The organism is Oleiphilus sp. HI0066, assembly GCF_001635725.1.
Map to the genome: position 1 here is coordinate 1 of NZ_LWFH01001267.1, position 24,993 is coordinate 24,993.

Sequence of the window (24,993 nt, forward strand, 5' to 3'; positions counted from 1 at the left end):
ATAATTTCGAGGCGTTTTAGCCTATTTCCTGTACTACGATTTTTTGAACCTAGCATCAAGAATAGATCGCCATTATGAAAATATTGCTCGTAGAAGACAGCCCAGTAAATCAACTCGTCACGAGCGCGCTACTTGAAACAATTGGCGTAGAACATTCAGTGGTAGATAACGGCCTTCTCGCATTTGACCTACTAATCAATGACAAGCAGCATGATATCGGTTTAATCCTAATGGATTGTCACATGCCGTTATTGAATGGATTTAAAGCTAGCAAGCTTATACGGCGAGGGTATGCTGACGCAGATCATAAGATCACGCCAATAGTCGCATTAACCGGCAATTCAGACGAAGAGGTTAAGTTGATGTGTCTAGAAGCCGGAATGAATGGCTTTTTATCTAAACCGGTAGATCCTGAAGAGCTAGGATCTACCATTCATACACTTATGCGATAAATATCTTACGCCGCCGCGTACGAAGAAATGCCTTTCGAGATGCCTTGCTTTAGCACGCTTTTGATCAGCCCTGTTGTAAAGGGTATTTTTGATTCAAGCTTAATCTGATAATCAAGGGAACAACCGTCGCCTTGTTCTTTGAATCGTAAAGTTCCCACATGGTTCTTAATTGGGCTTCCTCGCGTGATCTTATATTCAATAAACTCGCCTTCTTTAAATTCAGTAATCGTTTCTTCAAAAGACGGAAGCGGCCCAATATTTATTTTACGGACTGAACCAAGCCCACACGCACCATCTTCACCTTGTTGAATTGTAGTCATCTTAATGCCACAAATTTTCCCAAATAATTCGTGATTACTTAAATCAGCGAACACAGTTGCAAGAGGTTTATTGAATTGGAATGACATATTAATCGATTGCTGCGGCATATTACCCTCACGTTTATCTTTATTGTTGTGTCTTATGATTATTCAAACAAAACACAATGACAAGTTGCATTAATCTCAATAAAATTGCGATCTTTACTCTTCTGCGAATAGGCGTAACCATGCACGATTATCAAGCACCTGAAAACCTACTACTTAACAAAGTTATCCTGGTTACAGGTGCAGGCGAAGGCATAGGAAAGGCAATCGCACTTAGCTATGCACGAGCAGGCGCGACAGTTCTTTTATTAGGACGAACCACCACAAAGCTTGAAGCTGTATACGATCAGATCGTATCCGAACAGCTACCTGAACCAGCTATTCTCCCAGTAAATCTTGAAGGTGCTGTTGAAGTTGACTATCACAAAATTGCTGATGTCATCGATCAAGAGTTTGGGCGACTAGACGGGCTTGTTCATAACGCTAGCCAGCTTGGTTCAATGACACCAATAGAGCAATACGAAGTTGAAGTATGGCAAAAAGTTATGCAGGTCAATCTAAATGCATGCTTCTTGATGACAAAAACATTCATCCCCTTACTAAAGCTATCTGATGACCCTTCTATCATTTTTACTTCATCAAGTGTTGGGCGAAAAGGCCGTGCTTACTGGGGTGCATATTCTGTAAGTAAATTCGCGACAGAAGGCTTTGCGCAAGTGCTTGCTGACGAACTGGATACAGAAGAAGATCCGATACGAGTAAACATTATTAACCCCGGCGCAACTCGCACAAATATGAGAGCCAGCGCGTATCCAGCGGAAAACCCAATGTCATTGAAAGCGCCGTTGGAAATAATGAATCTCTACTTATATTTAATGGGTGCTGAAAGCAAAGGCGTAACAGGGCAAAGTTTAGACGCGCAGCCGAAATAAACGAAGTAAGCACTTAAAAAAGTGCTGCGCCAAGCGCTCCGCCGGCAATAACGATAGCGACCACTGGTAAACGAAAAACGACAAGCGCGATATAGGTAATTGCCACAAACGCTGTATCTGTAAGATCTTTGATACTTTGAGTGATCACTGGGTCATACAGGGTTGCCAGCAACAAGCCAAGAACCGCAGCATTCACTCCCCACAGCGCGCTTTTAATCTTAGGTCTAGATCTTAAGCGATCCCAGAATGGCAGCACACCGAACAAAAGCAAAAATGAAGGCAAAAATATCGCGAACGTCGCCAGCGCAGCGCCACTAAAGCCATTCGGACCACTTAAATGCGAAGCTCCTAAAAAACTTGCGAAGGTAAACAGCGGTCCCGGTACCGCTTGTGCCGCGCCGTAACCTGCCAAGAAAATATCTTTATCTACCCAACCAGCTGTAACGACTTGAGACTCAAGTAAAGGCAAAACGACATGCCCTCCCCCAAATACGAGGGATCCTGCATTGTAGTAAGCACTGGCTTGACTTAGGCTTTCCCAGCTCCCTCCTCGACTTACTAGTAAGGCCGCCGCTAACAAAACAAAGAAAGCACTTAAACACACGATTGGCCCAATCAAATGAACACGGCTTCGCTCATAATTAACAGCAACATCGGAAGCTGCGTCGGTAACCTTATAGCGAGAACTGAGCAGGCCAACGATCGACAGAACGAAAATCGGAGCGTATACACTATTCCAGAGCGCAAAAGCTAACGCGCTGACAACCATTATAAGAATACGTATAAAGTCCGGCGTAAGAGAATGCCTCATCGTAACGAAAGCTTGAATAACTACCGCCACTGCAACCAATTTCAAGCCTTGCAAGACGCCAGAATTTAAAAAGGAGCTGTCATTAACAAGCAGAGCCGCAAATATCGTAAGTAAAAGCGCTGATGGAAGCGTAAACGCGAGCCAGGCCGCAATCGCCCCAGCATAAGAATGGCGATGATAACCTAACGCCATACCTAACTGACTACTTGCCGGCCCTGGAATGAATTGACACAGCGACAGTAAATCCGAGAAAGCTTTGTCATTGATCCAATTTAATTCATCAACAAACCGCTTTCGAAAAAAACCAATATGCGCAACTGGACCACCAAATGATGTACAGCCCAATATAAAAAACTGCGTAAATATTGCCCCGACTGAGGTCCCTTTCTCGCGATTCACGCGCGCTCCTTGTTGGTTATTTAGCGAGGCTCAGCAAAAGATTATGCGCATCGTCGGCTGACATATAAGCAGGTACCGCATAGGTTGAATTTGCTTCTTTGAACGCAGCGCGTCTGATACTCGGAAAATCCTTTAATTGAAGCGCATCGACTTTTGGAGAAATCCCTACACTTACAATCAAATCTTCAACAGCCTCAATAAACGCCAAACCTTTTTCATAAACGCTAGCATTTGCATCACAGCACTCGATAAGATCTGCGAGTTCAGCCAATCGTTCAGGCACGAAATCATGGTTAAATCTAAGAACCTTTGGCAAGACCTTAGCGTTAGCAAGACCGTGAGGTATACCGTAATAAGCGCCAAGTTGATGCGCAAATGCATGAACATAACCAAGCCCCGCAAGATTAATGGTCAAACCGCCATAAAACGAAGCAAGTGCCATATCCTCACGCGCACTTAAGTTAGCGCCCTTTTTATATACTTTGCTTAAATTATCGAACACCAACTTGATGCCAGCTTTTGAGTAGTAGCTCGACTCTTCATTGGCCATCGTACTTAAAAAAGACTCAACCAAATGCGTAAGTGCATCCATCCCAGTTGCAGCTGTTATCGCGGGAGGCAGAGCTTTCATAAGTGCAGGGTCAAGGGCTGCGATCAAAGGTACGATTTTTGACTCTATAACCAAGCCCTTTTGATGTGTCTCGTCATCCGAAATCACAGCGCCGATGGTTACTTCAGAGCCTGTCCCCGCGGTCGTAGGAACGCAAAAGAAGGGCGCACAACCGACCTTACCTTTCAAAATTCCTACTAGTTTTTTCGGTTCAGTGTTATTTGAAGCAGCCAAAGCGATTACCTTTGCTGAATCAATAGACGACCCACCACCAACTGCCATTACCGAGTCACAATTTGCTTGCCTATAGCGCTTAAGCCCAGCTTCCACGACAGAAAAAGTAGGATCTGGTTGCACATCAGCAAATAGCTCATATGCCATTCCGCGATGTTCAAGCGATTGGAGAATATTTTCGAGCAAGCCAAGCTCATAGAGTGGTCGATCAGTTACGATAAGGACTTTCTTCAAACCGAAGCTAGCTACACTCTCACACAGTTTTAGTGAAGAGTTTTTTCCAGTCAGCACCGTCGGCTTAGGAATATTAATAACACTGACTAACGCTTTTAACGCTGAAATATAACCCTTACCGATAATCTGGTTTTTCTTGCGCGATGCGCCAATAGGATTAATTACTTTATCGTCAAACTGAGCAAGAATACTCTCTAAATTCATAACAGCCTCGTATTTATAATTTGGAGTGTTGAAACTGCATGCCGTTGGATCACCACGGCTTTAAACACTTATAAAATCAAAAAAGGGGCATTCGCCCCTTTTCTATTTAACTATAGTCGTAGAATCCTTTGCTGGATTTACGACCTAACATTCCGCCTCTCACATACTTACGTAGTAAAGGGTGCGGGCGATATTTACTGTCGCCAAACTCATCATAGAGAACTTCCATGATCGCCAGACATACATCCAAACCAATTAAATCGCCTAAAGCGAGTGGTCCCATTGGATGATTTGCGCCCAACTTCATTGCAGCGTCAATATCCTCCGCACTAGCTACGCCATCAGCTAAGATTCCAACAGCTTCATTGACCATTGGAATTAGAATGCGATTCACAACAAATCCTGGAGCCTCTGCAACTTCTACAGCCGTTTTTCCAAGCTGAGAGGTAATATCAGCAACCTTATCGAAGGTTTCTTGCGACGTCGCGATCCCTTTGATGAGCTCAACCAACTTCATTACCGGCGCAGGATTGAAAAAATGCATCCCCAAAAATCTGTCTGGACGACTCGTTGCTGCAGCGACTTCAGTAATTGATAAAGAAGAGGTATTTGTGGCGAAAATCGTATCTGGGCCACACACCGCATCTAACTCAGTAAAGATGGCTTTTTTGATATTCATATTCTCGACAGCTGCTTCAACAATAAGCGCTGCGTCAGAGACCAAACTGTTATCGTTAGAACCTTGAATTCGCGCTAAAGTCGAGTCAAAGGTTTCTTGCGTAATTTTATCCTTAGCCAATAAACGTGACAGCCCCTTCTCGATTGTCTGGAGACCTTTGTCAACTGCTTCTTGCGCAATGTCTTTGAGTACAACTTCAAAACCAGACGATGCAAACGTCTGTGCAATACCCGCTCCCATTGTACCTGCGCCAATTACGACAACTTTCATGCTCTTTCTACCTCTAACTATTTTGAATCAGTCACGATGTCTTCTGCACCGATATTAATTGATAAACGCGGCTGATCAGCTACCAACACACCGCTAATTATTTTTTCATAATCCCCAAGCTTTCGCTCAACAGAACCCTTGGTGATTCGAACTACCACATCGACAGATTCAAATAGGCTTAATTTCAGCTCTGGCATCATAGCTAAGCTATCATCTAATACTATGTCGTTAATTTCTTGTTTAGGGGAAAATCTGGCCACTGCTAATGGCATTGGCGGACCAACGCTGGCTCGCGCATACACGACCACAATTTCATTTTCATTAAATTGAGACAGCAATGCGGGTTCAATCGTTACGTCAACGCTTACTCTAACTGTTGAGGCAGGTACTTGTATGGTTGAAGGTACGCCCAGTGCTCGTTCAGCCGCAGAAATACCCTCTTCAATCGCTCCGCGCGATGGGTGATTAGGTTCCAACGTTAAAATCGTCTTCCAATATTCTATAGCTTGGTCAAATTGCCCTTGATCATAACTTGCCAAGGCTTTTAGTCCATAAATGTTGGTATCTTGTGGATTAAGTAGGGTCGCTTTGTTTACAGCATCGGCAACTGGAGGAGCATCGATTGCGATACCTGAGAAATACAGGGTCTGCGCCTGCAATCCGTATAATGCCGCCTTTATTTCTGGAGAGCTTTCTATCTCAGCCAACTGCCCATAAGCTTCTGCTGCAATCTCGAAATGGTTAGTGTTCAGAGCAGAGCGCGCTAACAACTCCCAACCCTCAGCATTTGCGGGATTTTCTCGTAACTTATCGCGAAGTTGAACTAGTAGGCCAAGCGTATCTCCTGCCTCTGCTTTACTCTGCGCCGCAGCAATTTCAGCAGCACTAAACTTAGAGTCTTCACTATGTAGAGCGAGATCATACGCACCCCAAGAGTTGTACAAATATGCGCTTAAGCCAACTAAAGCCAAAGCAACGACGATTAAACTGATAAAGGTTGTTGATGTCGCTCTATCTAAGTTGTCGGTACGGGCCTGTACGTTCTTTGCATCACCAAGGAGCGTTGCCTCTAGCTCTTTCTTAATTTCTTCAAACTGAACCTGATCAATTGCATCTGAACGCAGCTCAGCATTGAGCTCCCTGAGACGTTCTTTGTATGCTCTAACGTTCGCGCGCACCCGCGCCTCGGCCGCCGTATCAACGGCAATTTCTTCAAGCTTATGCCTTTTGAACCAGGGGTGAAGTACTATCCATACAGCAACAAGAGAAAGGATTGAGGCTATTATCCAGAATTGGGTCATTGATGACTTTGCCTATAGAAATTAAATAGATGGATGACTAATCGTCAGAATATTTTTTTAACAAGGCTTCGAGTTCAGCTTGATCATCTGAATTATCCACCTTCAATGAGGAACCAGTACTTTCAGTAGCACCATTAGTATCTACAGATTTCCGTTTACTTCTGGAGATACCAATAATCGCAATCAGACCTATCGCGATAAATACCCATGGCCCATACCACAACAAATACGTCTCTGATCGCACTGGAGGCTTATAAGTAACAAATTCGCCAAATCTTTGAATCATAAAGTCGACGACGTCATCGTGGCTATGTCCATCTTCAACCAGTCTTTGAACTTGCGCGCGCATATCTTGAGCAATCGGCGCATTTGAATCGGCAATATCCTGATTTTGACACTTAGGGCAACGCAATTCACGGGTTAGAGCTTGATAAGATTCTAGCTTCGTTTCAGAACTAAATTCATATACATCAATGTCGGCATTAAGTGACTCAAAGCCAATAGCGAGGACAAAAAGAAGGACAAATCTCATTGGTATTTATTCCTTGAGCAATGCGTTAAACCGCGGAGCCAATTGTGCCTCCCAAACACGATGATTCACCTCACCGACATGTCGATAGCGTACTACACCATTTTGATCGATGATGTAGGTCTCTGGTGCACCATACACCCCTAAATCGAACCCGAACTTCCCTCGCGGATCAAATAGGTTCAACGAATAAGGATCACCAAGCCTGTCTAACCACTGTAACGCTTTCGCTCTATCATCTTTGTAATTCAGACCAATAATCGGAACACCTTGTTGTGCAAGTGCCATCAGATACCCGTGCTCACTCTTACAAGCTGGGCACCATGTTGCCCAAACGTTAAGTAGCGAAGGCTTCCCACCTAAATCAGCGTTAGTGAGTAATTTGCTTGGATATTCAAGCGATTGTAACGAAAATGTTGGGAGTGGATCGTTCAGGCGTGCTGTTTCTAACTTGCTCGGGTCTTTGCCCAAAGCTGTGTATAAAATAAGTCCTAGACCGACTGCTAACATCAAAGGGGTCAAGAATACGAGACGAGACTTCATTTACTTAGCAAACTCCGAATTTGATGGCATCACTACTTGGCTCACTTTTTCTTTAGGACGATAACGTTTATCAAACACAGCTAAGCCACCTGCAATAAACATGAAAATTGCGCCAAGCCAAATCCATCGAATGAGGGGCTTATATTGAACTCTCACGGCCCATGCACCGCCATCGAGCTCCTCTCCAATCGCCACGTAAACATCTCGCAACAAACCCGGATCAATCCCAGCTTCAGTCATGGGATTAGCTTGAGAGAAATACACACGTTTTTCAGGCTTGAGGACCGAAACAACTTGCCCATCACTCAACACCTCAACGTTAATCCGAGACGCTTCATAATTAGGCCCCTGAATAGCGTGCAAGGAAGCAAAATGAAGCTCATATTGTCCTAGCACTACTTTCTGACCAATCTCAATGCGGACATCTCGCTCGACAGAGTGAAGCGACACAATCGTTGCACCAACAATCATAAGAGCAAAGCCAAGGTGGCCAAGTACCATGGCATAGTACGCCGAACCCAATGCCAATTTGTTTTTCAAATTACCGACTCTAGCTACGGCTTTCTTGCGAAGATCATTCAGTGTAATTAATGCGACCCACAAGCCTAACAAGATTGCGAGCATTGAAATCCAATCCCACGCAATACCAGATATCGCAGTGAACACAAGGGTCAGCACAACTGACACCACTGCAACCACACGTAACTTCTTAACCAGACCTTTGGGCTCTGTCGATTTCCAATTAGCGACCAGTCCGAAGCCAAGTAAAACCGCCAGGATAGCCATCAAAGGAGAAAATACAGCATTGAAGTACGGAGGGCCTATTGAAAGTTTTCCTGCACCTATGAAATCTAATACCAAGGGGTAAAGCGTACCGATCATGACTGTAATCCATGCAACCACAAGCACGATATTATTACCCAACAAGAAGCTTTCGCGCGATAACAGCTTGTGCTCGCTCTTTCCAACAAGATCCGGCGCTCGCCAAGCATATAAGCCCAGCGACACAATCATCGTAATACCCAAAAGCGCTAAAACGAAAGAGCCACGAGACGGGTCTGACGCAAAAGCGTGAACAGAGGTAAGTACACCAGATCGGACTAGGAATGTACCCAGCAGGCTCAAGGAAAACGCAATGATTGCCAAGAACACGGTCCAACTTTTGAAGGCACCGCGTTTCTCAGTCACCGCAAGAGAGTGCATCAGAGCTGTGCCGACTAACCAAGGCATAAATGAAGCATTTTCTACTGGGTCCCAGAACCACCAACCGCCCCAGCCTAATTCATAGTATGCCCACCAACTTCCCAGTGCGATACCAAGCGTTAAGAATGCCCACGCAACAATAGTCCAAGGTCGAGACCACCTTGCCCAAGCGCTATCAAGACTGCCACCCAGTAGAGCCGCTATAGCAAAAGCAAAGGCCACAGAGAAGCCCACATATCCCATGTACAACATTGGCGGATGCACGATCAAACCAAAGTCTTGAAGCAACGGGTTGAGGTCGCTTCCTTCTAGCGGTGTGTTTGGAAGCAAACGATCAAACGGATTAGACGTCAGTAAAATAAATAGCAAGAATCCAATACTAATCATGCCCATCACGGCAAGCACTCTAGCAAGCATCTCGCGTGGCAATTGTTTACTGAATATGGCAACCGCTATTGTCCAACCTGCCAAGGTAAGAGCCCAAAGCAATAGTGAGCCTTCGTGCCCACCCCATACAGCACTGATCTTATAGTACACAGGCAATAGCGTATTGGAGTGGCCAGCCACATACTTAACGCTAAAGTCATCTTGAACAAAAGCGTTTGCAAGGATTAAAAAAGCGACAAAGATAAAGAAAAATTGGCCGAATGCTAACGATCGCCCTGTTTCCATCCATACGGGGGAATTTTTCGCTACACCATAAAGTGGTGTAATGCTTTGTAGACAGGCACACAATAAGCCTATTATCAGTGCGAAATGACCCAGCTCTGGTAGCATTTAGTATTCCTTATCTGAAGTGTATTGATCGCCGTAACCTTTATGCCCAGACTTTTCGAGTGCCTCTGCAACTTCTGGAGGCATGTAATTCTCGTCATGCTTGGCAAGCACTTCGTCTGCAATGAGAACACCCTCATTATTAATCCGCCCTAAAGCGACAATACCTTGCCCTTCTCTAAATAGATCCGGCAGTATGCCCGTGTAATTGACTTCGACATCGGCAACGAAGTCAGTCAAAACAAATTTAACGGTAAGATCATCTTCGCTACGAGATACTGAACTTTCACGAACCATTCCACCAGCGCGAATTTTCACCCCTTCAGGAGCTTTACCTTCGGAAATCTCCGTCGGGTTATAGAATAGATTTATATTCTCGCTCAGTGCGTACAAAGCGAGCCCTATCGCAACACTAAGACCACAGACTAGAAAACAGATAATCAGCAATCGCTGCTTACGCTTCGGATGCACTACTTTGACTCTCTCTTTTGTTTCAATAGACGACGAATTCTTTTTTCAGTGGTGGTTTTAGCCTTTGCTCTCCCGTCAAAACAGAAAAACGCTAAACCAAAAAATAAGGCGAACGATACGCCGTAAGATAACCAAACATAAAAAGTATGGTGGCCCATCTCAAAATATTCAGCCATTGCTCCGCTCACCTTCGATATTCAATAGCTTATGGACCCAACGCGTTTTAAGCTCTCGTTGAACGATTTCTGCCTGCATACGTACGAGAACCAAGGCCGTAAAAAAACAGTAAATGCCAATCACCATAATTAATAGTGGCAACCACATCTCAGCCGGCATTGCGGGTTTCTCTGTTAACGTAAACGTTGCGGGTTGATGCAGTGTATTCCACCAATCAACCGAATATTTAATGATCGGAATATTTATTACCCCCACCAATACGAGTACGTATGATGCTCTTGCACGATTATCGGCGCTTTGAATGCTAGAACGAAGTGCTATGACGCCAAAATACAAAAACAATAGTAAAAGCATCGATGTTAAACGCGCATCCCACACCCACCAAGTTCCCCATGTGGGCTTGCCCCAGACAGCACCTGTAAATAACGCAAGAAATGTCATGACGGCACCAATTGGCGCAGCGCAAGCGATGAAATAGTCGCTTATTTTCATTCGCCAAACGAGCCCGACAAGCGCAGCCGCAGCCATCATCATGTAGCACGACTGGGCTAAAATCGCAGTAGGAACATGGATGTATATAATTCTAAAGCTGTCACCCTGTTGGTAATCAGGCGGTGCAATAAACAACCCCCAAAAGCACGCTCCCAGCATAAGCGCACAACCAACCCCAAAGAGTGGTCCGTTGTAGCGTTCTGAGAAGTCGTACAACCACTTAGGAGATCCAAAGCGGTGGAACCATGTCCATTTCGTATTTGCCATTTACACTTTCACTTTTCTAAACATCGCATATGATCTTTAAACTCGCGCCCGCAGCAAACGGACAAAGGACGCAATAAAGCATGGTGATTGCACCAAGCATCGCAAAAGAACCAGAGATAGACGCCCCGTCGACTGATAATCCAACAACCCCAGAGCCAAAAATCAATACTGGTACTGTTAATGGTAAAACCAAAAGCATTAACAATATGCCTCCGGTTTTTGCGCTAGCAGTTAATGCTGCGCCAACGCTCACGATATGCGCCAATGCCAATGACCCAAGCAATAGCGATAAAATCAGCACCCCGAGCGCTTCAAACGGAAAGTGGAGCATCGTCGCTAACAAAGGCACCATAGCGAGTAGCGGTAATATACTAATCGCCCACAACGCAAGAACCTTAACAAAAACAAGCGCAAATATAGGGTGTGAAGACTGAAGCCACAACTCGATTGTTCCGTCGTCAAAATCAGCTTTAAACATTGATCCTAAGGTCAACATCAAACTCAAAAGAACAGCCACCCAAATTAGCCCTGTGGAACTTATACGTAAGAATTCCACCCCAGGGTCAACTCCCAAAGGGAAGAGCATCACCACCAAAACAAAAAACATGACAGAATTTAATAGGTCTTGCTTGCCACGAATGACAACCCGCGCCTCGTGCAACCATAGCTGAAACAACGCATTCTTTGGTTGTTTATCCATCCAAAACAACCTTCTTCAAGCGCGGATGCTCAATATGATGATGACTTGTAAAAATAACCAAATTGCCCAAATCCGATAATTCGACAAGTACTTGCTCAAGAAATGAGACAGTCTCTTTATCTAATGAAGCAAATGGTTCATCTAGCACGAAAACCTTAGCTTTACTCAAGAATATTCGAGATAGACCAACGCGCCTGCGTTGGCCTTCAGACATATCGCTACAAGGTACGTCGATATAATCGTCCAAGCCGAATCGCGCCAAAGCATCACTCCTTTGCTGGCGAGTCGTGCTCGATGCCAATAAGCTGTGCGCACTTAGATTTTCATCTGCGGTTAATGCCGGCTTTAATGGAACCTTATGGCCAAAATAACACAACTGATGTTTAAAGAAGGCTGTATTGATAGCTCCCTCAAACCCAGTATATACACCTGCAATAATCCGTAGAAGCGTACTTTTACCCGCCCCATTTCGACCAGCTATTTGTATCAGTTCACCTGCGCTAAACTTCAACGTCAGATCTTCAAATAAGACCCTATCGTCACGTTCACAGCTTAGTCCTTGGGTGCTAACCAAATAATCGGTCATATTAAGCGTTCAGGTCACAAAAAATTTGGGCTGCAGTATAAGGGATTTTTTAGAAAGGAAAAATCTTGAATAAGGCCGTTTAGATTACAAATAAAAAAGGCCGGTAAAAACCGACCTTTTCCAAAGCTAATTGCTGTCGTTTAGAAACGTTCAGCTTTCGGCTTAGAACACTCACCACGTGATGGATCAACTGAACAACGGATCTTCCACAATAGGCCAAGTGCTTTTGCATCAAGAACACCCTCGTCACGAAGTGACGCACGGATTTCAGTACGGAACTTCTCTAGAGCTGCTTGAGAATCTGCATCAGTTTTGATCCAGTACTTAGCAGGAATTGCAGCCTCTGCATCATCAACCATTTTGTTGATGTCTGGTAGGCGAGCAAGAATGTACTCACGCATGTTTTGACCGAACTCAGGAGCAAAACGGTCTTTATGAGAAATCATCTGCATCATACCGTACAGAAGCTTCTCATCGATGATACCGCCTTTTTCGCCAAGACCATGATACAACTCAAATACGTCGTAACCTAGCGCAACCATTGGTAGGATGTCGATGTTACCGTTATTGAACTGGCCAGAGAACGTAGCTAGCGATGTACCAACTGGAGATGCACCAGCTAGATCTGCAAACTTGTGGCTCTGTGGATCTTCGTTAAGTACAGATACTTTCTTACCACTGAACTCAGGAACAGTATCAATATCACGATCGTTTACGAACAAGTAAACAGAACCAACAGGAAGCGTACCAACCATTTCGTAGTTGCCATTCGTTAAGAAAGGAGCCAACTTAGGGTTAGTCAATGTTTTAAGAACACGAGCTAGACCTTCTTCGTCAATGATACCGCCAAGCGCATCAAGCGTACCGCCAAATGGCACGTAAGGACGACTAAGGATTGCTGTTAAGAAAACAACATCACATAGGCCTGCTTTAAAATCGTTTGAAGCTACTTTTTCATCTGTGTAAGCAGCGATTTCGATGTCCATGCCCCAACCGATACCTTTAGCAGTAAGGTCAGAGAAGAACGCCACAGCAGGGCCGTTTTTACCAACAGGGTCATAAAGACAGAATTTTTTCTTTTCTAATGCTGCAGAAGCTGTCGAAGAAACAGCAACCAACAACAAAGAAGCAAGAATGCGACGAAAAGTCATTTGCACACACCTCAGCGCTTAGTTATCAATTAGATTTATTAGATAAAAACGAGTAATTATTTATTTAAGATCTCGCAGAAATCGCTGCGCAGTCTACAAGAAATAACATTTGGTGACAAAGTTCACGAAGCTCAAAGTAGGACCTATTTACCGCTTTAGTGAACTACGGCACTATACGAACAATTAACAGTATTTTAGTTTTCTATTTATTTCGATTCGTGATTTAGGCAAAACGTTCAGAATGGACTCAGGCAAAAACAATAGTAACAGTTCTCACTGTTGCCTACTTTGCGGGGCTTCAGAGATCTACCATTTTTATTTCGATCAACGTCTAACGAGAGAGTTTTATCAATGCCAAGCATGCGAGTTAGTTTTTGTTCCAAGTGAATTTCACTTATGTCCGAAAGAAGAAAAAGAAATATACGATCACCACGACAATAACCCTAACGACCCAAACTATCGCAGTTTTTTAAACAAATTAGGTAGCGTTATGATCGAAAATCTACCTACCGCATCTCAAGGACTAGATTTCGGTAGCGGACCGGGCCCTACCCTGTCATTAATCTTTAAGGAAGCAGGTCACGAATGCGAAATCTATGACAAGTTTTATGCTGACGATAAAGAAAAACTAAACACAGAATACGACTTCATCAGCTCGACCGAAGTGGTTGAGCATTTAGACGCACCGAGCCAAACGTTTGAACTTCTGTTTTCATTATTAAGGGCGAACGGAATACTAGGCCTGATGACAAAGTTGCATACCCAAAACATCGATTTTGGGGGTTGGCATTATAAAAACGATCCAACACATATTTGTTTCTACAACCCCGCGACAATGCAATATCTGGCGAACCGCTTTAATAAGCAGCTCACCATCATTGGAAGTGATGTTATTTTGTTTACTTAAGAGGCTTTCGCTTCAGGGCCAGTTTGATGACATACCGGACCAGCTCGAGATTCTACTTCAGCTTTAAGTTTTTTCATTAAACCGAACATAAAAGCGAATTCGCACACGACAAATAGCGGCCCGATTAGAAGACCTGTCATATCGTCGACAAATGCAGGTTTTTTCCCTTCATAAAAGTGGCCTACAAACTGAAAAACCCAACCAACAACGAATAAACCGATACTCCATGCCAGCCACTCGATAGTTGATAGAGATGCAACATACTGCGCGCCATAGACAGTCATACTAAACACCAAGCCCATTAAAATGCCGAGTTTGATATCTAATGCGAGGTAATACAGACAGGCTGCACCAACAACAAAATAAACTGGAGCCAAAACAAGGCCAAACAATGCAAACTCAGGACGAGCAAGTAAAACAGCAATCGCAAAAACAATGAGGGGAATACCAACAAAGTGCGTCAGAATATTTCGTGGGTCGCGATGATAATTCGCGTACATAACAAGTTGTTGAGTTAAAGTTTTCATTATTATCCTCCTAAGCCATGTCGAAGACTGATACTATATAGCCGACAGAAAAAAGAAACTGTCAGCTAGACGACAAAGTTATTGATTCAAAATCTGGCTCAATCGCATTGCGTCAATAATCGTAAGATGCCCATAGTCGAGCTTAAGAACGCCATCTGACTCTAGATCTTTTAAAATTTGATTTGCGGTTTGACGCGAGATTGACAGCATCGCCGCAAAACTCGCTTGATCAACATTTAAGGTAACGGTGCCTAACCCATCATATGTAATATTGTTAGGGAGATATTCCCCGCTGATCGCGTTGTTCACCATCAAAACTAAACGTTTAACGACGCGCTGCTTTGCCGGCAACAAAGCTAAATCCTCCATTAAGTGGAAGGTCGCCCTGAGCTTTCCCGACATCAAGACCCCGAAATCTCTCCAATAATTAGGTTTTCTTGCCAAAAGGCTATTAAGTTTGTCATGTCTCAAACATAACAATTGAGTCTTGCTTGAGGCTACGGCATTGTGTGTTCGAACATCCCCATCGAATAGCGCAAGCTCCCCAAACCAGTCCACCGGCTCAATGAACGTAAGTAAAGCTTCTTTCCCTTCACGGTTTACACCAAAAATCTTGACGCTACCGCTTAATACCGCATAGACACCGCCATTAAGTGCGTTGCGCTGAAAGATTGACTCGCTCGTTTCAAAATAAGAAACACTCGAAATACCTAGCATATCCGACTTAAACTCAGCCGAACGCCCTCGGAACCAAGCATTCCGTTCAAGTAGCGGTAATAGGTGTTGAAAATTCGACCCATCCATAAAATTGGCTATCTCAAAGATTGCATCAGGGAATTACGGGTCAATCGCCTTAGTACTATAAAACCAAGAAACCCTAGCAGTACTGAGCTAAAGCCGACACCCAATATGAGAGCCGACAAGTTTAATACTGGATTCGCACCGAATAAAGCAATCGAAACCGCATTTAAGGCCGCTTCGGCACAGAGAAATCCTGCCAGGCTTGCAACAAAACCTAGAATGAAGAACTCAAGAAAATACGCTTTCTGAAGGACTGTACTGCGCACCCCAAGCACTCTATAAATTAATGATTGATGCTCCCTCTCTGAAATCTTAGAAAGTGTAATTGCCGCAATCACAAGTACCGAAGCTGCCAAAATTAGATACAAAACAAAACTCAGCACTGTAGAAACTTGATTCACGATTGACTGGATCTTTCCGATCAACAGATCAAGCTCCAAAACACTTACCGTTGGGTAAGAGCGAGACAGCTCGTTAATCACGGTTTTTTGGTCTTCAGGCAAATAAAAGCTAGCAATATAAGTGTTTGGAAAGTCATTCAACGCCCCGTCTTTAAACAGGACGTAAAAATTCGGCTTCATACTTTCCCAATCAACTTTGCGAATACTAGAAACGGTTGCGACCACTTCTAAACCTGCGACATTAAAGGTCAAACTATCGCCGAGTGATACACCAATGTTGTCAGTCAATTCTTGCTCGACGGAAACTGATAATCCCTCACTATCACTGACCCATGCCCCATCAACTATTTCATTGCCTTCAGGCATGTCTTCAACCCAGCTTAGATTCAACTCACGATTAAGCGCAGCAACGTCTTTTGTGACGGCAACTTTCACATCTTCGCCATTGATATGAGACATTCGCCCTCGCACCATTGGATACATATGCGAAACATTGATGCCATTGCTCGCCAAAAGCTCTTTCACACCCTTAACTTGAGGCTCAGTAATGTTGATCAAGAAATGATTTGGAGCGTTCTCTGGTATTTGCTGCTGCCATTGTGCAATGAGTGATTCACGAACAATAAAAATCGAAGCAAACAAACAAAAGGCAAATGCATACACTAAACATTGGGCAAAAGTATTACCGCGCTGAGATACCAGCGCCTGCACAGCAAGCGAAGCTCCCGACTCACTCTTCTTCAAATATCTTGAAGAAACGTACTCTAGTGAGCGTGCCAAAATGAAAACGATGACTCCAACAACGACCATCAATAAACACGACCCCAATACAAACAATACCAATAAAAGTATGGACTGGGTGTATATCGCTAACGTAAACAAAAGGACAGCAATCAATAAGACGTAGTAGAAACGACTAACCGGCCTAAGAAATCCTTCTTCAGGACGCAAAACAGCCATCGGTTTTACGCCAGACAGTGCAAATACTTGCGGAATAGCGCTCCCAAAGAGTGTCAATACGGTGACTAAAACCGCTACCAATACGGCAGACATCGACAAATCAAATTCAACACGTAGTTCAACGTCAGGCAATAGCGGCGCAATGACAGACGATAAACTACCACTAACTAGCTGGCCTAAAACAAGTCCAAGACAAACAACAACAAGTCCAATAAATCCAAGTTTTAGGACGTACACTAATACGACCTCACGCCCGGTAAGACCAAGTGTTTTAAGAATCGCCACACTTCGAATTTGCTGAGAAGAATACTGCCTCGCAGCAAGTGATATGGCCAACGAAGACAACAATGCAGCCAAACACGAAGACAGCAATAAAAACGCCTCTGCTTTTTGAAGCGCCTCGGCAATCGCAGGGCGCGAATCAGCAACACCTTCGTAACGCTGACTATTATCGAGCTGCTCAACAATCCAATCATCGAAAACTCGCAACTGCTCGATATCACCCGCAAAATAGTAGCGATACTTTACCCTACTACCGGGCTGAACAACCTGTGTCGCCGCCAAATCATCGAGACGCATTAATAGCCTAGGCTGTATATCCCCCAGGTTAAAACCGATATCAGGCTCTTGAATCAGAGCAGGCCCAACTAGTAGATCAGCATCCCCCACACCGATGCTATCGCCCAGTTTTACGTTAAGCAGATTATTAAGGCGCGACTGCATTGCTATATTACCTGAGGCGACTTTGCTACCTTGAGGCTGACCAGATAACTGAAGTGAACCTAGCAATGGGTATGCATTGTCAACAGCCTTGACGGATACAAGCTGGCTAGCCGAATCGCTAAAAACCATCGACCGAAACTCTACTGCTAAGCCATGTCGTAAACCTATCTGATTCGCGTATTCAAGAACCACAGGATCTAACTCTCGGGGCGAGACGACTTGCCTATCCGCCGCCAGCAATTCACTTGAAGAACTATTAAGCGCTTCTTTCAAGAAGCTCGTTAATGACAAAATGCTTACGATCGCGAACACCGACAACAAACTCGCAAGGAACATCAACCTAAGGGCAGGAAGCTTCCTCTGTTCAACAAAACTATTAAGCGCATATTGAATCAGACGAAAAGACACCTCAGACCTCCTCGTTATGCGTTACTAATGCGCCCTGATCGATCGTGAGTTTTTGAGTGCATCGGTTTGCCAGCTCGTCATCGTGAGTAACTAAAATAAGCGTCACTCCTTGCTCCTCATTGAGCTCAAAAAGCAGATTGGCAACAGAATGGCCTGTATTGGAATCAAGATTGCCAGTTGGTTCATCGGCAAATAAAATCGAAGGTTCACAAGCGAAAGCGCGTGCAATCGCTACGCGCTGCTGCTCACCACCAGACAATTGCTTAGGAAGGTGATTGGCTCGTTCCGCTAAACCAACCCGCTCAAGAAATGATTGTGCTTTTGACTCTGCGTTTTGTTCGCCCGCTAAGTTAAGAGGCAGGGTTACATTTTGAAGCGCCGTAAGATGATCTAGTAGATGGAAAGATTGAAAAACGAAACCAACGCGCTCTTTTCTTAGTTTTGCGCATTCGTCTTCAGATAGAGATGAAATATTTATTTCATCAATTTTCACGCTACCACTACTCGCGTTATCTAAACCTGCGAGAATGCCTAAAAGCGTTGTTTTACCAGAACCAGAACGACCAACTAGCGCACAACTGCCCCCTGCAGGTACACTGAAAGATATATCACTAAGAACCTGCAGTGAACCTGTTTCTAGTTCTACTCGTTTACTGACTGAATCTACCAATAACGAAGACGCGTTTACTGTGTTAGTCAACACTGTTTACAAACCTCAAAAATAAGATGCACTAATGACTCAAACGAAATTCAAGCGACTGTTTTTGTTACTAATAAGCTTAACGCTTTATACGCAGTCAACGATAGCTTCGACCACATTAAAAAGCCGTATACTCATACTCGGAGACAGCCTCAGTGCAGCGTATGGAATACCTTACGAACAAGGTTGGGTAGCACTGGCGCAAAAAGAAATCGACGACAAAGCAATCATCACAAACGCCAGCATCAGCGGTGAAACGACTGTAGGGGGACTTCAAAGCCTACCAGGACATCTAGAGCGCGTTCAGCCAGACGTCGTTGTAATAGAGCTTGGAGCAAATGATGGTTTAAGAGGGTTTCCATTGCCTGGCATTAAAAACAACTTGCAAGCCCTAGTTGACCTATCAAAGCAAGCAAACGCAAAAGTGGTTCTTCTGGGCATACATATCCCACCGAATTATGGAAAGCGTTATACCGAAGGGTTTTATCAAAACTTCTTAAATATAGCCGAGCAAAATGAGTTAGAGTTTGTTCCATTTATGCTTGACGGTGTCGCATTGAAATCTGAGCTAATGCAATCAGACCGGCTTCATCCAAATGCTGATGGACAACCAATTATTTTGAATAATGTATTGCCTGCTATCACGAGAGCTTTAGATGAGCTGCACGCAGATTAAATGTATTCTCTTAAGAATCTTAAACCCTCTGTCTCAGAGTAATAAGTAGATCCCTTTGCGCCAAAACCAACGTGGCCACCTTTTTTTAAAGGTCGAAAGAAGAAGCTACTATTTTGCTTAGCCTCTTCAAAAGGAAAGCACCTCTCACTAAGAAATGGATCATCCAAAGAACTGACTAGAAGCGTTGGAATATTTATATTGGGGATATGGGGAAGACAACTGCTTTGTACCCAGTAATCTAGTGCGCTAGTAAAACCATTCATCGGCGCTGTATATCGTCCATCGAAATCAGCAAATGTCTTGATTTTTTTGAATCCATCAAGCGAGACCTGACCCGGAAACATCTCAGCCTTTAGTTTCAACTTCTCGTACAGAGAGGCCAGAAAGTTTTTCATATAGATTCGATTGATCGGTTTTGCCAATACCTCTGAGCTCGAGACCAGATCACAGGGAACAGAAAAAGTAACAGCCGCGGAAATCTTGTTGTTTACTTGATTGCGATCCCGTCCTAAATACAAAAGCGTTTTGTTCCCACCAATGCTGAACCCGCATAGCGCAATATTCTGATAGCCCATACTATCAACGTGATCGATGAGCAGTGATAAATCATCTATCGATCCGCTATGGTAACTTTGCAGTTTGTTATTGGCCCTGCCGCCACAACCTCGATAGTTCCAGGCAACTACGTCCCACCCTTCATCAATCGCACGAGACACCATGCCCAACACGTATGGTCTGCGACTATGACCCTCGAGTCCATGACTTACAATCAGCACTCGATTGCTACCTTGCGAATATCTATCAAACCAAAACTTATCACCATCTGGCGTACTAATGGATGATTCGACTCTTTTAAACCGGATGTTTTGCACCCTTCTAAAAGAACAAGCGATCGTATGAACGTGAGCATTTAAATAGAGGGAAGTAGGCCTATAATCATCTTCTAAAAGAGGCATAAAAGATTCACATCTGATTGATTTATATACAATTTAAGATTATTTATGATAACTCGTACAAATATTTCTAGAAAGTGGATATTTTTTGTTGACGACCTCAGAATCCGCCAGTATTATTCGCGCCGTTGTTTAGTTCCCCGATAGCTCAGTTGGTAGAGCAACGGACTGTTAATCCGTGGGTCGCTGGTTCAAGCCCAGCTCGGGGAGCCAACAAGATTTCTAAAAGGTGTTTTACGAAAGTGAAACGCCTTTTTTTATACCCGAAAAATATGTATACAACGAATCCGTGGTAAACCCTGTCGGCTTTACCTAGCTCAAGGCCAGCTCGGGGAGCCAACAAGATCTCTAAAAGGTGTTTTACGAAAGTGAAACGCCTTTTTTTATACCCGAAAGAGTTGTATACAGCGAATCCGTGGTAAACCCTGTCGGCTTTACCTAGCTCAAGCCCAGCTCGGCGAGCCAACACAATTTCTAAAAGGTGTTTTACGAACGTAAGACGCCTTTTTAATGCCCGAAAGAAATGTATACAACAAATCCGTGGTAAACCCTCGCGGCTTTACCTAGCTCAAGCCCAGCTCGGGGAGCCACCAACAAAATTTCTGGAAGTTATGCACATAGCGAACCCTAAGCCAGCTATTGTAGGCCTACCTGTTCATGACAACGATCAATAAAGATAACGTCTAGCGCTCTAGTTCAAGAAGCGAAATCATTTACCAACACTTTAAAGCGCGGCGACTTTCTTTTGCAGGAATTGATAACGCTTGTATTGTGAATGCTGTTCAGGGATATGGGCGACGTTTTCGAGGCACTGCGTACAGCGACTAACCAACTGACCAAGCGCTCCTTGAGTTTCGATCATCTTGAGTGTTACTTGGACAATATTAAGATTTAGCGCAGGATGCTTAGGCGTGCATTCCAAAGCATCATTGAATGATTCAATCGCAGCTTCCAAATCACCTGATTCAAAAGATTTAATCCCCGTTTTATTGAGTTTTCTTGCTCGCACTTTAGCTTGAAGACCAACAGGCTCATCTATCAACTCGTTAATAGACTTGATCATAGAAGCATTGTCTTGCTCCGCAGCGGCTAAACTAGACAACAACCCTTCTGCCTCTTCAGTCTCACCCATGCTGTAGAGTGTTCTTGCGTACTCTAGCTGAGTCGCTGAATCAAGCTCTTGGTCAGAGATTAGTTTTTTTGCTTTTGCAAAAATCTCATCAGACTTTCGGTGATCCCCTTGACCTTGATAAGTCCGTGCCTCTATCAACGCAGCATTCATTCGAACGGTCGGATCATCCTTAAATTTCTTAGCGACTCGCCCCATCACCTGAACAGCTTCCTTTGCGCGTTTCTTACCGAGCTCACTTGTGTCGCCGTCTGCCATATCAGACAAGCAACGACCAAGATTCAAGTAGTTCTCTGGCTTATCATGAACTGAGTGAAAGCCAAGTTTCATTGAGGCTTTATAAGCACCTGCGGCCCCTTCAATATCACGATTATCAGTGCAAACTTCGGCTAGTTTTTGTTGACGATTGTACGCGTGCGGCGATATTCCCACGGCGTCTTCTAAAGTACGCTGTGCATCGCGCGGTTGATTCATGGACAAATACGCATCCGCTAATTCATCATATGCTTCGATGACATTCGGATTGACATCTAAAACTTGCGTAAAGTCATCGACCGCTCCTTCTACCTCGCCGACAGCTGCTTTAACTCGCCCCAATCCAAGCCGCGCCCAGCCGATGTCACGCTTCGTCAAAACGTCATTGTAGATCTTGCGCGCCTTTTCCATCTCACCTTCGTGATAATACAAGTTTGCGAGCGTTCGAAGACACCACAAAATATAACGAGTTTCACGCTTTATCTCTTGTCCCAATAAAGCAATGGCTTTCTTAGAGTCGCCCTCATCAATCGCTGCATTGATCGGCTTGAGCACTTCGCTCTGCTCAATAAGACGATCCATTCTCTCCTGAAGAACAGACTTGGTAAGCGGCTTTGTAATATACCCATCCGGAAGATATTCCAAAGCGCCCATGACCATGTCTTTTGAAGTCTCTGCCGTCACCATCACAAAAATGCCAGTATGTTTAAGCAGCTTGTTATATCTCAGCTCTTCCAGAACCTGCTGACCATTCTTGCCATCACCTAAATTGTAATCACAAATTATGATGTCAAATTCTTCTTTCTCGCATCGAGAGATCGCATCCTCGCCGTTTATAGCAACATCAATTTGTTCAACGCCAAAGGCTCTAACCATTTGTTTAATTGAAAGCCTAAAGTTTTCAAAATCATCAATGATTAAAAATCTGAGGTTACGATAATATTTTGCAAGTTGTACTTGTCGAGACACGGTCATAATGGGAAATTTCAGTTTCTTTTTTAATCAGTTTAGACGGATTTTTATAAATTTAAACTTTATAATCATGACCTTAGCAGCTTATGCACGGAGTTCAGAAAATTTGAATAATTACCCCATTTTTATTGCCTTCGATACCATAGATACATATGAGCGACAAATCCCGATCTCAGCTTCTTGGTCACTACCTGACGGACAAATTAAAACGACCCTTATTACTCCCGATGAAGATTGGGAAGAGTATATTTTGGATAATCCAAGCATCGACATAGATTTGTTAATAGATCAGGGAGCGACCCCAGCAGAAACGCTAAAAGAGCTGGCGCACGACAGTGAAGAAGGAAGTATTTTTTGCGCCGATTACTACACCGATAACGCAGCTTACACTGAGCTATACGAAGCCATAAATAGCGATCCGTCAATGGAATTGTCGGAATGGCAGTCTACGCTGGACACGGGAGCCTCAGGTCAGGTTGAACAAATGAGGCAATGGATCATTGAGCAACACAGCTTAAATATTGAACTGTCGGAAGATCGTGTCAAAGCGATGCTGTTTAGCTATCACGAACTGCAATATAAATAACGCATTTGTGACCCATGCAAATAGGCCACGGTTGCCATTACTGTAATATCAAGCAGTTAAACTAATAAAGAAAGTAGCATCCATGCCAACTACCAATACTTTACGTATTATTGCGCTGCTAACTGCGCTTTTTACATCTGTTACTACCTTTGCAAGAGGTCCAGCAGCACCAACCGACCCAGTTTTAGATCGCGAAGGCCGCGACTACCTTGCTATCGGTACACATTTTAATCAATTCAAGTCTATTTTATTGGTACTTGAACCGGTTCCAGGCAGTGATGATTCTGCTAGCTCTATATTTGAGTTCCCACTTACAGCACAAACATACGGTGCATCTCTTACCTATGGAACCCACATCACTGACAACTTCTTTACTGAATTACGATACGGCCAAGGCGTCATCTCCGACACTTTAAGTGCCGGCGCCTTAGAAGTGAATATAAACGAATGGTTTAACTGGTACATTGGCGGAGCATATGCGGTTACTGACTACGCGACAGCATATGCTAAATACGGCCTGACTTTTTATAACGCGGATATCACACGTTACGAGACAGAACGGTTTCAATTAGGAGAAGTCCCTCCATTCGGAAGCACTGACACCTATCTGCCAAGTACCACGCAGATGGAGGAAGAACTGTTTGGTGACAATTTCAGCTCTTCATGGCTCGTAGGAATTGATTTTGGCATCTATAAAGACATTTATTGGTCATTCGAGTACGGTCGACTACTCAATGACAATACGTCAGGAATCAAAGTCTATCAGTTCAATTCGTTGCTGAAATACGAATTCTAAGCTCATAACCTCACGTACGGCTCGACTCGTGCGTAATCAGCCAACACTTGTGGATTTTCTGGTTACGCTCGAAATCTTTATCTAATGACTTTCTAGTAAAATCTACAACCTCAAAACCATTCTCAATCGAAACATCAAGCTTAAACTTACGAAGATTAGTCGAGAACACTAATTTTCCGTCTTCGCTCAACAGACTCATTGCAGATTCAATCAAAAACTTATGGTCCGCCTGAACATCGAAGACACCTTCCATTCGCTTAGAATTTGAAAAGCTTGGCGGGTCAATAAAGATCAGATCGTATTGATTTTCGTTTCCACTCTCATTTTCTGAAACGGCATTCTCCAACCATTCCATGCAGTTGGCGCGTTCAAACTTGTAATTTCCCCCTTTCAATTTATTAAGCGCAAAGTTTTTCTCAGCCCACCTTAAATACGTCTGGGACATATCTACGCTGAGTACACTACATGCACCACCGAGCGCAGCATGCAAACTCACTACACTTGTATAAGAAAATAAATTTAGAACCTTCTTGCCCTTTGATTCTGACTTTATCCATCGGCGTATTGCGCGATGATCAAGGAACAAACCGGTGTCCAAATAGCGCCCGATATTCACTTTGATACGCGCACCATTCTCACAAACTACAAAACCCTCTCCTTCGACATGCTCCTTCTCGTACTGCGACACGCCTTTTTTCACGCTTCGCTGCTTAACAAATATTTGATTTACTGATACTTCGCAGGTATCCGCAATGGTTTTAAGCCCCTCACTCAGACGCTCTAAGGATACTCGTTCATTGACAGATTTTGGAGGC

At 43.9% G+C, this 24,993-nt stretch carries 27 protein-coding genes and 1 tRNA gene; 7 read left to right on the forward strand and 21 right to left on the reverse strand.

The genetic code is table 11. The annotated features are described in order from the left end of the window. Nucleotides 1–74: 74 nt before the first annotated feature. A complete protein-coding gene (locus tag A3738_RS18225) occupies nt 75–452 on the forward strand; it encodes a response regulator (RefSeq protein WP_068475805.1) in 378 nt (125 codons plus the stop codon). Nucleotides 453–457: 5 nt separating this feature from the next. Here A3738_RS18225 and A3738_RS18230 read toward each other — a convergent pair whose 3' ends face one another. Next, entirely contained in the window at nt 458–880 is a 423-nt protein-coding gene (locus A3738_RS18230) for an SRPBCC family protein (RefSeq protein WP_068475807.1), read from the reverse strand. Nucleotides 881–999: 119 nt separating this feature from the next. Here A3738_RS18230 and A3738_RS18235 point away from each other — a divergent pair, with 119 nt between their 5' ends. Then, a complete protein-coding gene (locus A3738_RS18235) occupies nt 1,000–1,749 on the forward strand; it encodes a YciK family oxidoreductase (RefSeq protein ID WP_068475848.1) in 750 nt (249 codons plus the stop codon). Nucleotides 1,750–1,762: 13 nt separating this feature from the next. Here A3738_RS18235 and chrA read toward each other — a convergent pair whose 3' ends face one another. From chrA to A3738_RS18300, 13 genes are all read right to left on the reverse strand, one after another. After that, entirely contained in the window at nt 1,763–2,959 is a 1,197-nt protein-coding gene (gene chrA, locus A3738_RS18240) for a chromate efflux transporter (protein WP_068475809.1), read from the reverse strand. A gap of 16 nt (nt 2,960–2,975) precedes the next feature. Continuing rightward, the gene (locus tag A3738_RS18245; protein ID WP_082878381.1) at nt 2,976–4,241 is read right to left on the reverse strand and encodes an iron-containing alcohol dehydrogenase; all 1,266 of its coding nucleotides are present in this window, start codon (nt 4,239–4,241) and stop codon (nt 2,976–2,978) included. Nucleotides 4,242–4,347: 106 nt separating this feature from the next. Further along, complete coding sequence (locus A3738_RS18250; RefSeq protein ID WP_068475812.1) at nt 4,348–5,190, reverse strand: 3-hydroxybutyryl-CoA dehydrogenase; 843 nt, start codon at nt 5,188–5,190, stop codon at nt 4,348–4,350. A gap of 17 nt (nt 5,191–5,207) precedes the next feature. Beyond that, complete coding sequence (gene ccmI / locus A3738_RS18255; protein WP_068475813.1) at nt 5,208–6,491, reverse strand: c-type cytochrome biogenesis protein CcmI; 1,284 nt, start codon at nt 6,489–6,491, stop codon at nt 5,208–5,210. A 37-nt stretch (nt 6,492–6,528) separates the two neighbouring features. Further along, nucleotides 6,529–7,023: a cytochrome c-type biogenesis protein gene (locus tag A3738_RS18260; protein WP_068501506.1), complete on the reverse strand. Its 495-nt coding sequence runs from the start codon at nt 7,021–7,023 to the stop codon at nt 6,529–6,531. A gap of 6 nt (nt 7,024–7,029) precedes the next feature. Continuing rightward, nucleotides 7,030–7,563, reverse strand: coding sequence for a DsbE family thiol:disulfide interchange protein (locus A3738_RS18265; protein WP_068475817.1), 534 nt, complete (start codon nt 7,561–7,563; stop codon nt 7,030–7,032). Continuing rightward, complete coding sequence (locus A3738_RS18270; RefSeq protein WP_068501502.1) at nt 7,564–9,543, reverse strand: heme lyase CcmF/NrfE family subunit; 1,980 nt, start codon at nt 9,541–9,543, stop codon at nt 7,564–7,566. It abuts the gene before it with no gap. Then, nucleotides 9,544–10,011 carry a cytochrome c maturation protein CcmE gene (ccmE, locus tag A3738_RS18275; protein WP_068473679.1) on the reverse strand — a complete coding sequence of 156 codons (468 nt, stop codon included), beginning with the start codon at nt 10,009–10,011 and terminating at the stop codon, nt 9,544–9,546. Further along, nucleotides 10,011–10,187 (reverse strand): heme exporter protein CcmD, encoded by a 177-nt coding sequence (gene ccmD, locus A3738_RS32665; protein WP_068473682.1) that lies wholly within the window; start codon nt 10,185–10,187, stop codon nt 10,011–10,013. Before ccmD ends, ccmE begins: the two co-directional genes overlap by 1 nt. Further along, on the reverse strand, nt 10,180–10,947 hold the full coding sequence (locus A3738_RS18285) for a heme ABC transporter permease (RefSeq protein WP_068475821.1): 768 nt from the start codon (nt 10,945–10,947) through the stop codon (nt 10,180–10,182). Before A3738_RS18285 ends, ccmD begins: the two co-directional genes overlap by 8 nt. Nucleotides 10,948–10,963: 16 nt before the next feature. Then, entirely contained in the window at nt 10,964–11,647 is a 684-nt protein-coding gene (gene ccmB / locus A3738_RS18290) for a heme exporter protein CcmB (RefSeq protein ID WP_068475822.1), read from the reverse strand. Continuing rightward, nucleotides 11,640–12,233, reverse strand: a complete 594-nt coding sequence (gene ccmA, locus A3738_RS18295) for a heme ABC exporter ATP-binding protein CcmA (RefSeq protein WP_068475824.1) — start codon at nt 12,231–12,233, stop codon at nt 11,640–11,642. Before ccmA ends, ccmB begins: the two co-directional genes overlap by 8 nt. A gap of 140 nt (nt 12,234–12,373) precedes the next feature. Beyond that, a complete protein-coding gene (locus tag A3738_RS18300; RefSeq protein WP_068475826.1) occupies nt 12,374–13,384 on the reverse strand; it encodes a putative solute-binding protein in 1,011 nt (336 codons plus the stop codon). A 241-nt stretch (nt 13,385–13,625) separates the two neighbouring features. Here A3738_RS18300 and A3738_RS18305 point away from each other — a divergent pair, with 241 nt between their 5' ends. Beyond that, a complete protein-coding gene (locus tag A3738_RS18305; protein ID WP_082878380.1) occupies nt 13,626–14,291 on the forward strand; it encodes a class I SAM-dependent methyltransferase in 666 nt (221 codons plus the stop codon). Here A3738_RS18305 and A3738_RS18310 read toward each other — a convergent pair. From A3738_RS18310 to A3738_RS18325, 4 genes are all read right to left on the reverse strand, one after another. Beyond that, nucleotides 14,288–14,818: a DUF962 domain-containing protein gene (locus A3738_RS18310; protein ID WP_068475828.1), complete on the reverse strand. Its 531-nt coding sequence runs from the start codon at nt 14,816–14,818 to the stop codon at nt 14,288–14,290. The genes A3738_RS18305 and A3738_RS18310 overlap by 4 nt on opposite strands. A 78-nt stretch (nt 14,819–14,896) precedes the next feature. Beyond that, nucleotides 14,897–15,622, reverse strand: a complete 726-nt coding sequence (locus A3738_RS18315) for a Crp/Fnr family transcriptional regulator (RefSeq protein ID WP_068475830.1) — start codon at nt 15,620–15,622, stop codon at nt 14,897–14,899. 8 nt (nt 15,623–15,630) lie between these two features. After that, nucleotides 15,631–18,111 carry an ABC transporter permease gene (locus A3738_RS18320; RefSeq protein ID WP_068501499.1) on the reverse strand — a complete coding sequence of 827 codons (2,481 nt, stop codon included), beginning with the start codon at nt 18,109–18,111 and terminating at the stop codon, nt 15,631–15,633. A gap of 1 nt (nt 18,112) precedes the next feature. Further along, nucleotides 18,113–18,811, reverse strand: a complete 699-nt coding sequence (locus A3738_RS18325) for an ABC transporter ATP-binding protein (protein ID WP_068475854.1) — start codon at nt 18,809–18,811, stop codon at nt 18,113–18,115. A gap of 34 nt (nt 18,812–18,845) precedes the next feature. Between A3738_RS18325 and A3738_RS18330 the strand changes: the two genes are divergently transcribed. Further along, complete coding sequence (locus A3738_RS18330; protein WP_068475834.1) at nt 18,846–19,487, forward strand: arylesterase; 642 nt, start codon at nt 18,846–18,848, stop codon at nt 19,485–19,487. On the opposite strand, the gene A3738_RS18335 is transcribed toward A3738_RS18330, so the two are convergent. After that, a complete protein-coding gene (locus A3738_RS18335; protein WP_197469358.1) occupies nt 19,484–20,263 on the reverse strand; it encodes a YheT family hydrolase in 780 nt (259 codons plus the stop codon). The genes A3738_RS18330 and A3738_RS18335 overlap by 4 nt on opposite strands. 314 nt (nt 20,264–20,577) lie before the next feature. On the opposite strand from A3738_RS18335, the gene A3738_RS18340 reads away from it, so the two are divergent. Next, nucleotides 20,578–20,653, forward strand: a tRNA-Asn gene (locus A3738_RS18340). 511 nt (nt 20,654–21,164) lie between these two features. Here A3738_RS18340 and A3738_RS18345 read toward each other — a convergent pair. Continuing rightward, nucleotides 21,165–22,799: a tetratricopeptide repeat-containing response regulator gene (locus A3738_RS18345; RefSeq protein ID WP_068475838.1), complete on the reverse strand. Its 1,635-nt coding sequence runs from the start codon at nt 22,797–22,799 to the stop codon at nt 21,165–21,167. A gap of 103 nt (nt 22,800–22,902) precedes the next feature. On the opposite strand from A3738_RS18345, the gene A3738_RS18350 reads away from it, so the two are divergent. Together A3738_RS18350 and A3738_RS18355 are read left to right on the forward strand one after the other, a co-directional pair. Further along, complete coding sequence (locus tag A3738_RS18350) at nt 22,903–23,382, forward strand: hypothetical protein (protein ID WP_068477869.1); 480 nt, start codon at nt 22,903–22,905, stop codon at nt 23,380–23,382. 82 nt (nt 23,383–23,464) lie between these two features. After that, nucleotides 23,465–24,178 (forward strand): outer membrane beta-barrel protein, encoded by a 714-nt coding sequence (locus tag A3738_RS18355; protein WP_068475841.1) that lies wholly within the window; start codon nt 23,465–23,467, stop codon nt 24,176–24,178. A gap of 10 nt (nt 24,179–24,188) precedes the next feature. Here A3738_RS18355 and A3738_RS18360 read toward each other — a convergent pair. After that, the coding region (locus A3738_RS18360) for a class I SAM-dependent methyltransferase (protein ID WP_156504332.1) at nt 24,189–24,993 on the reverse strand (805 nt) is incomplete at its 5' end.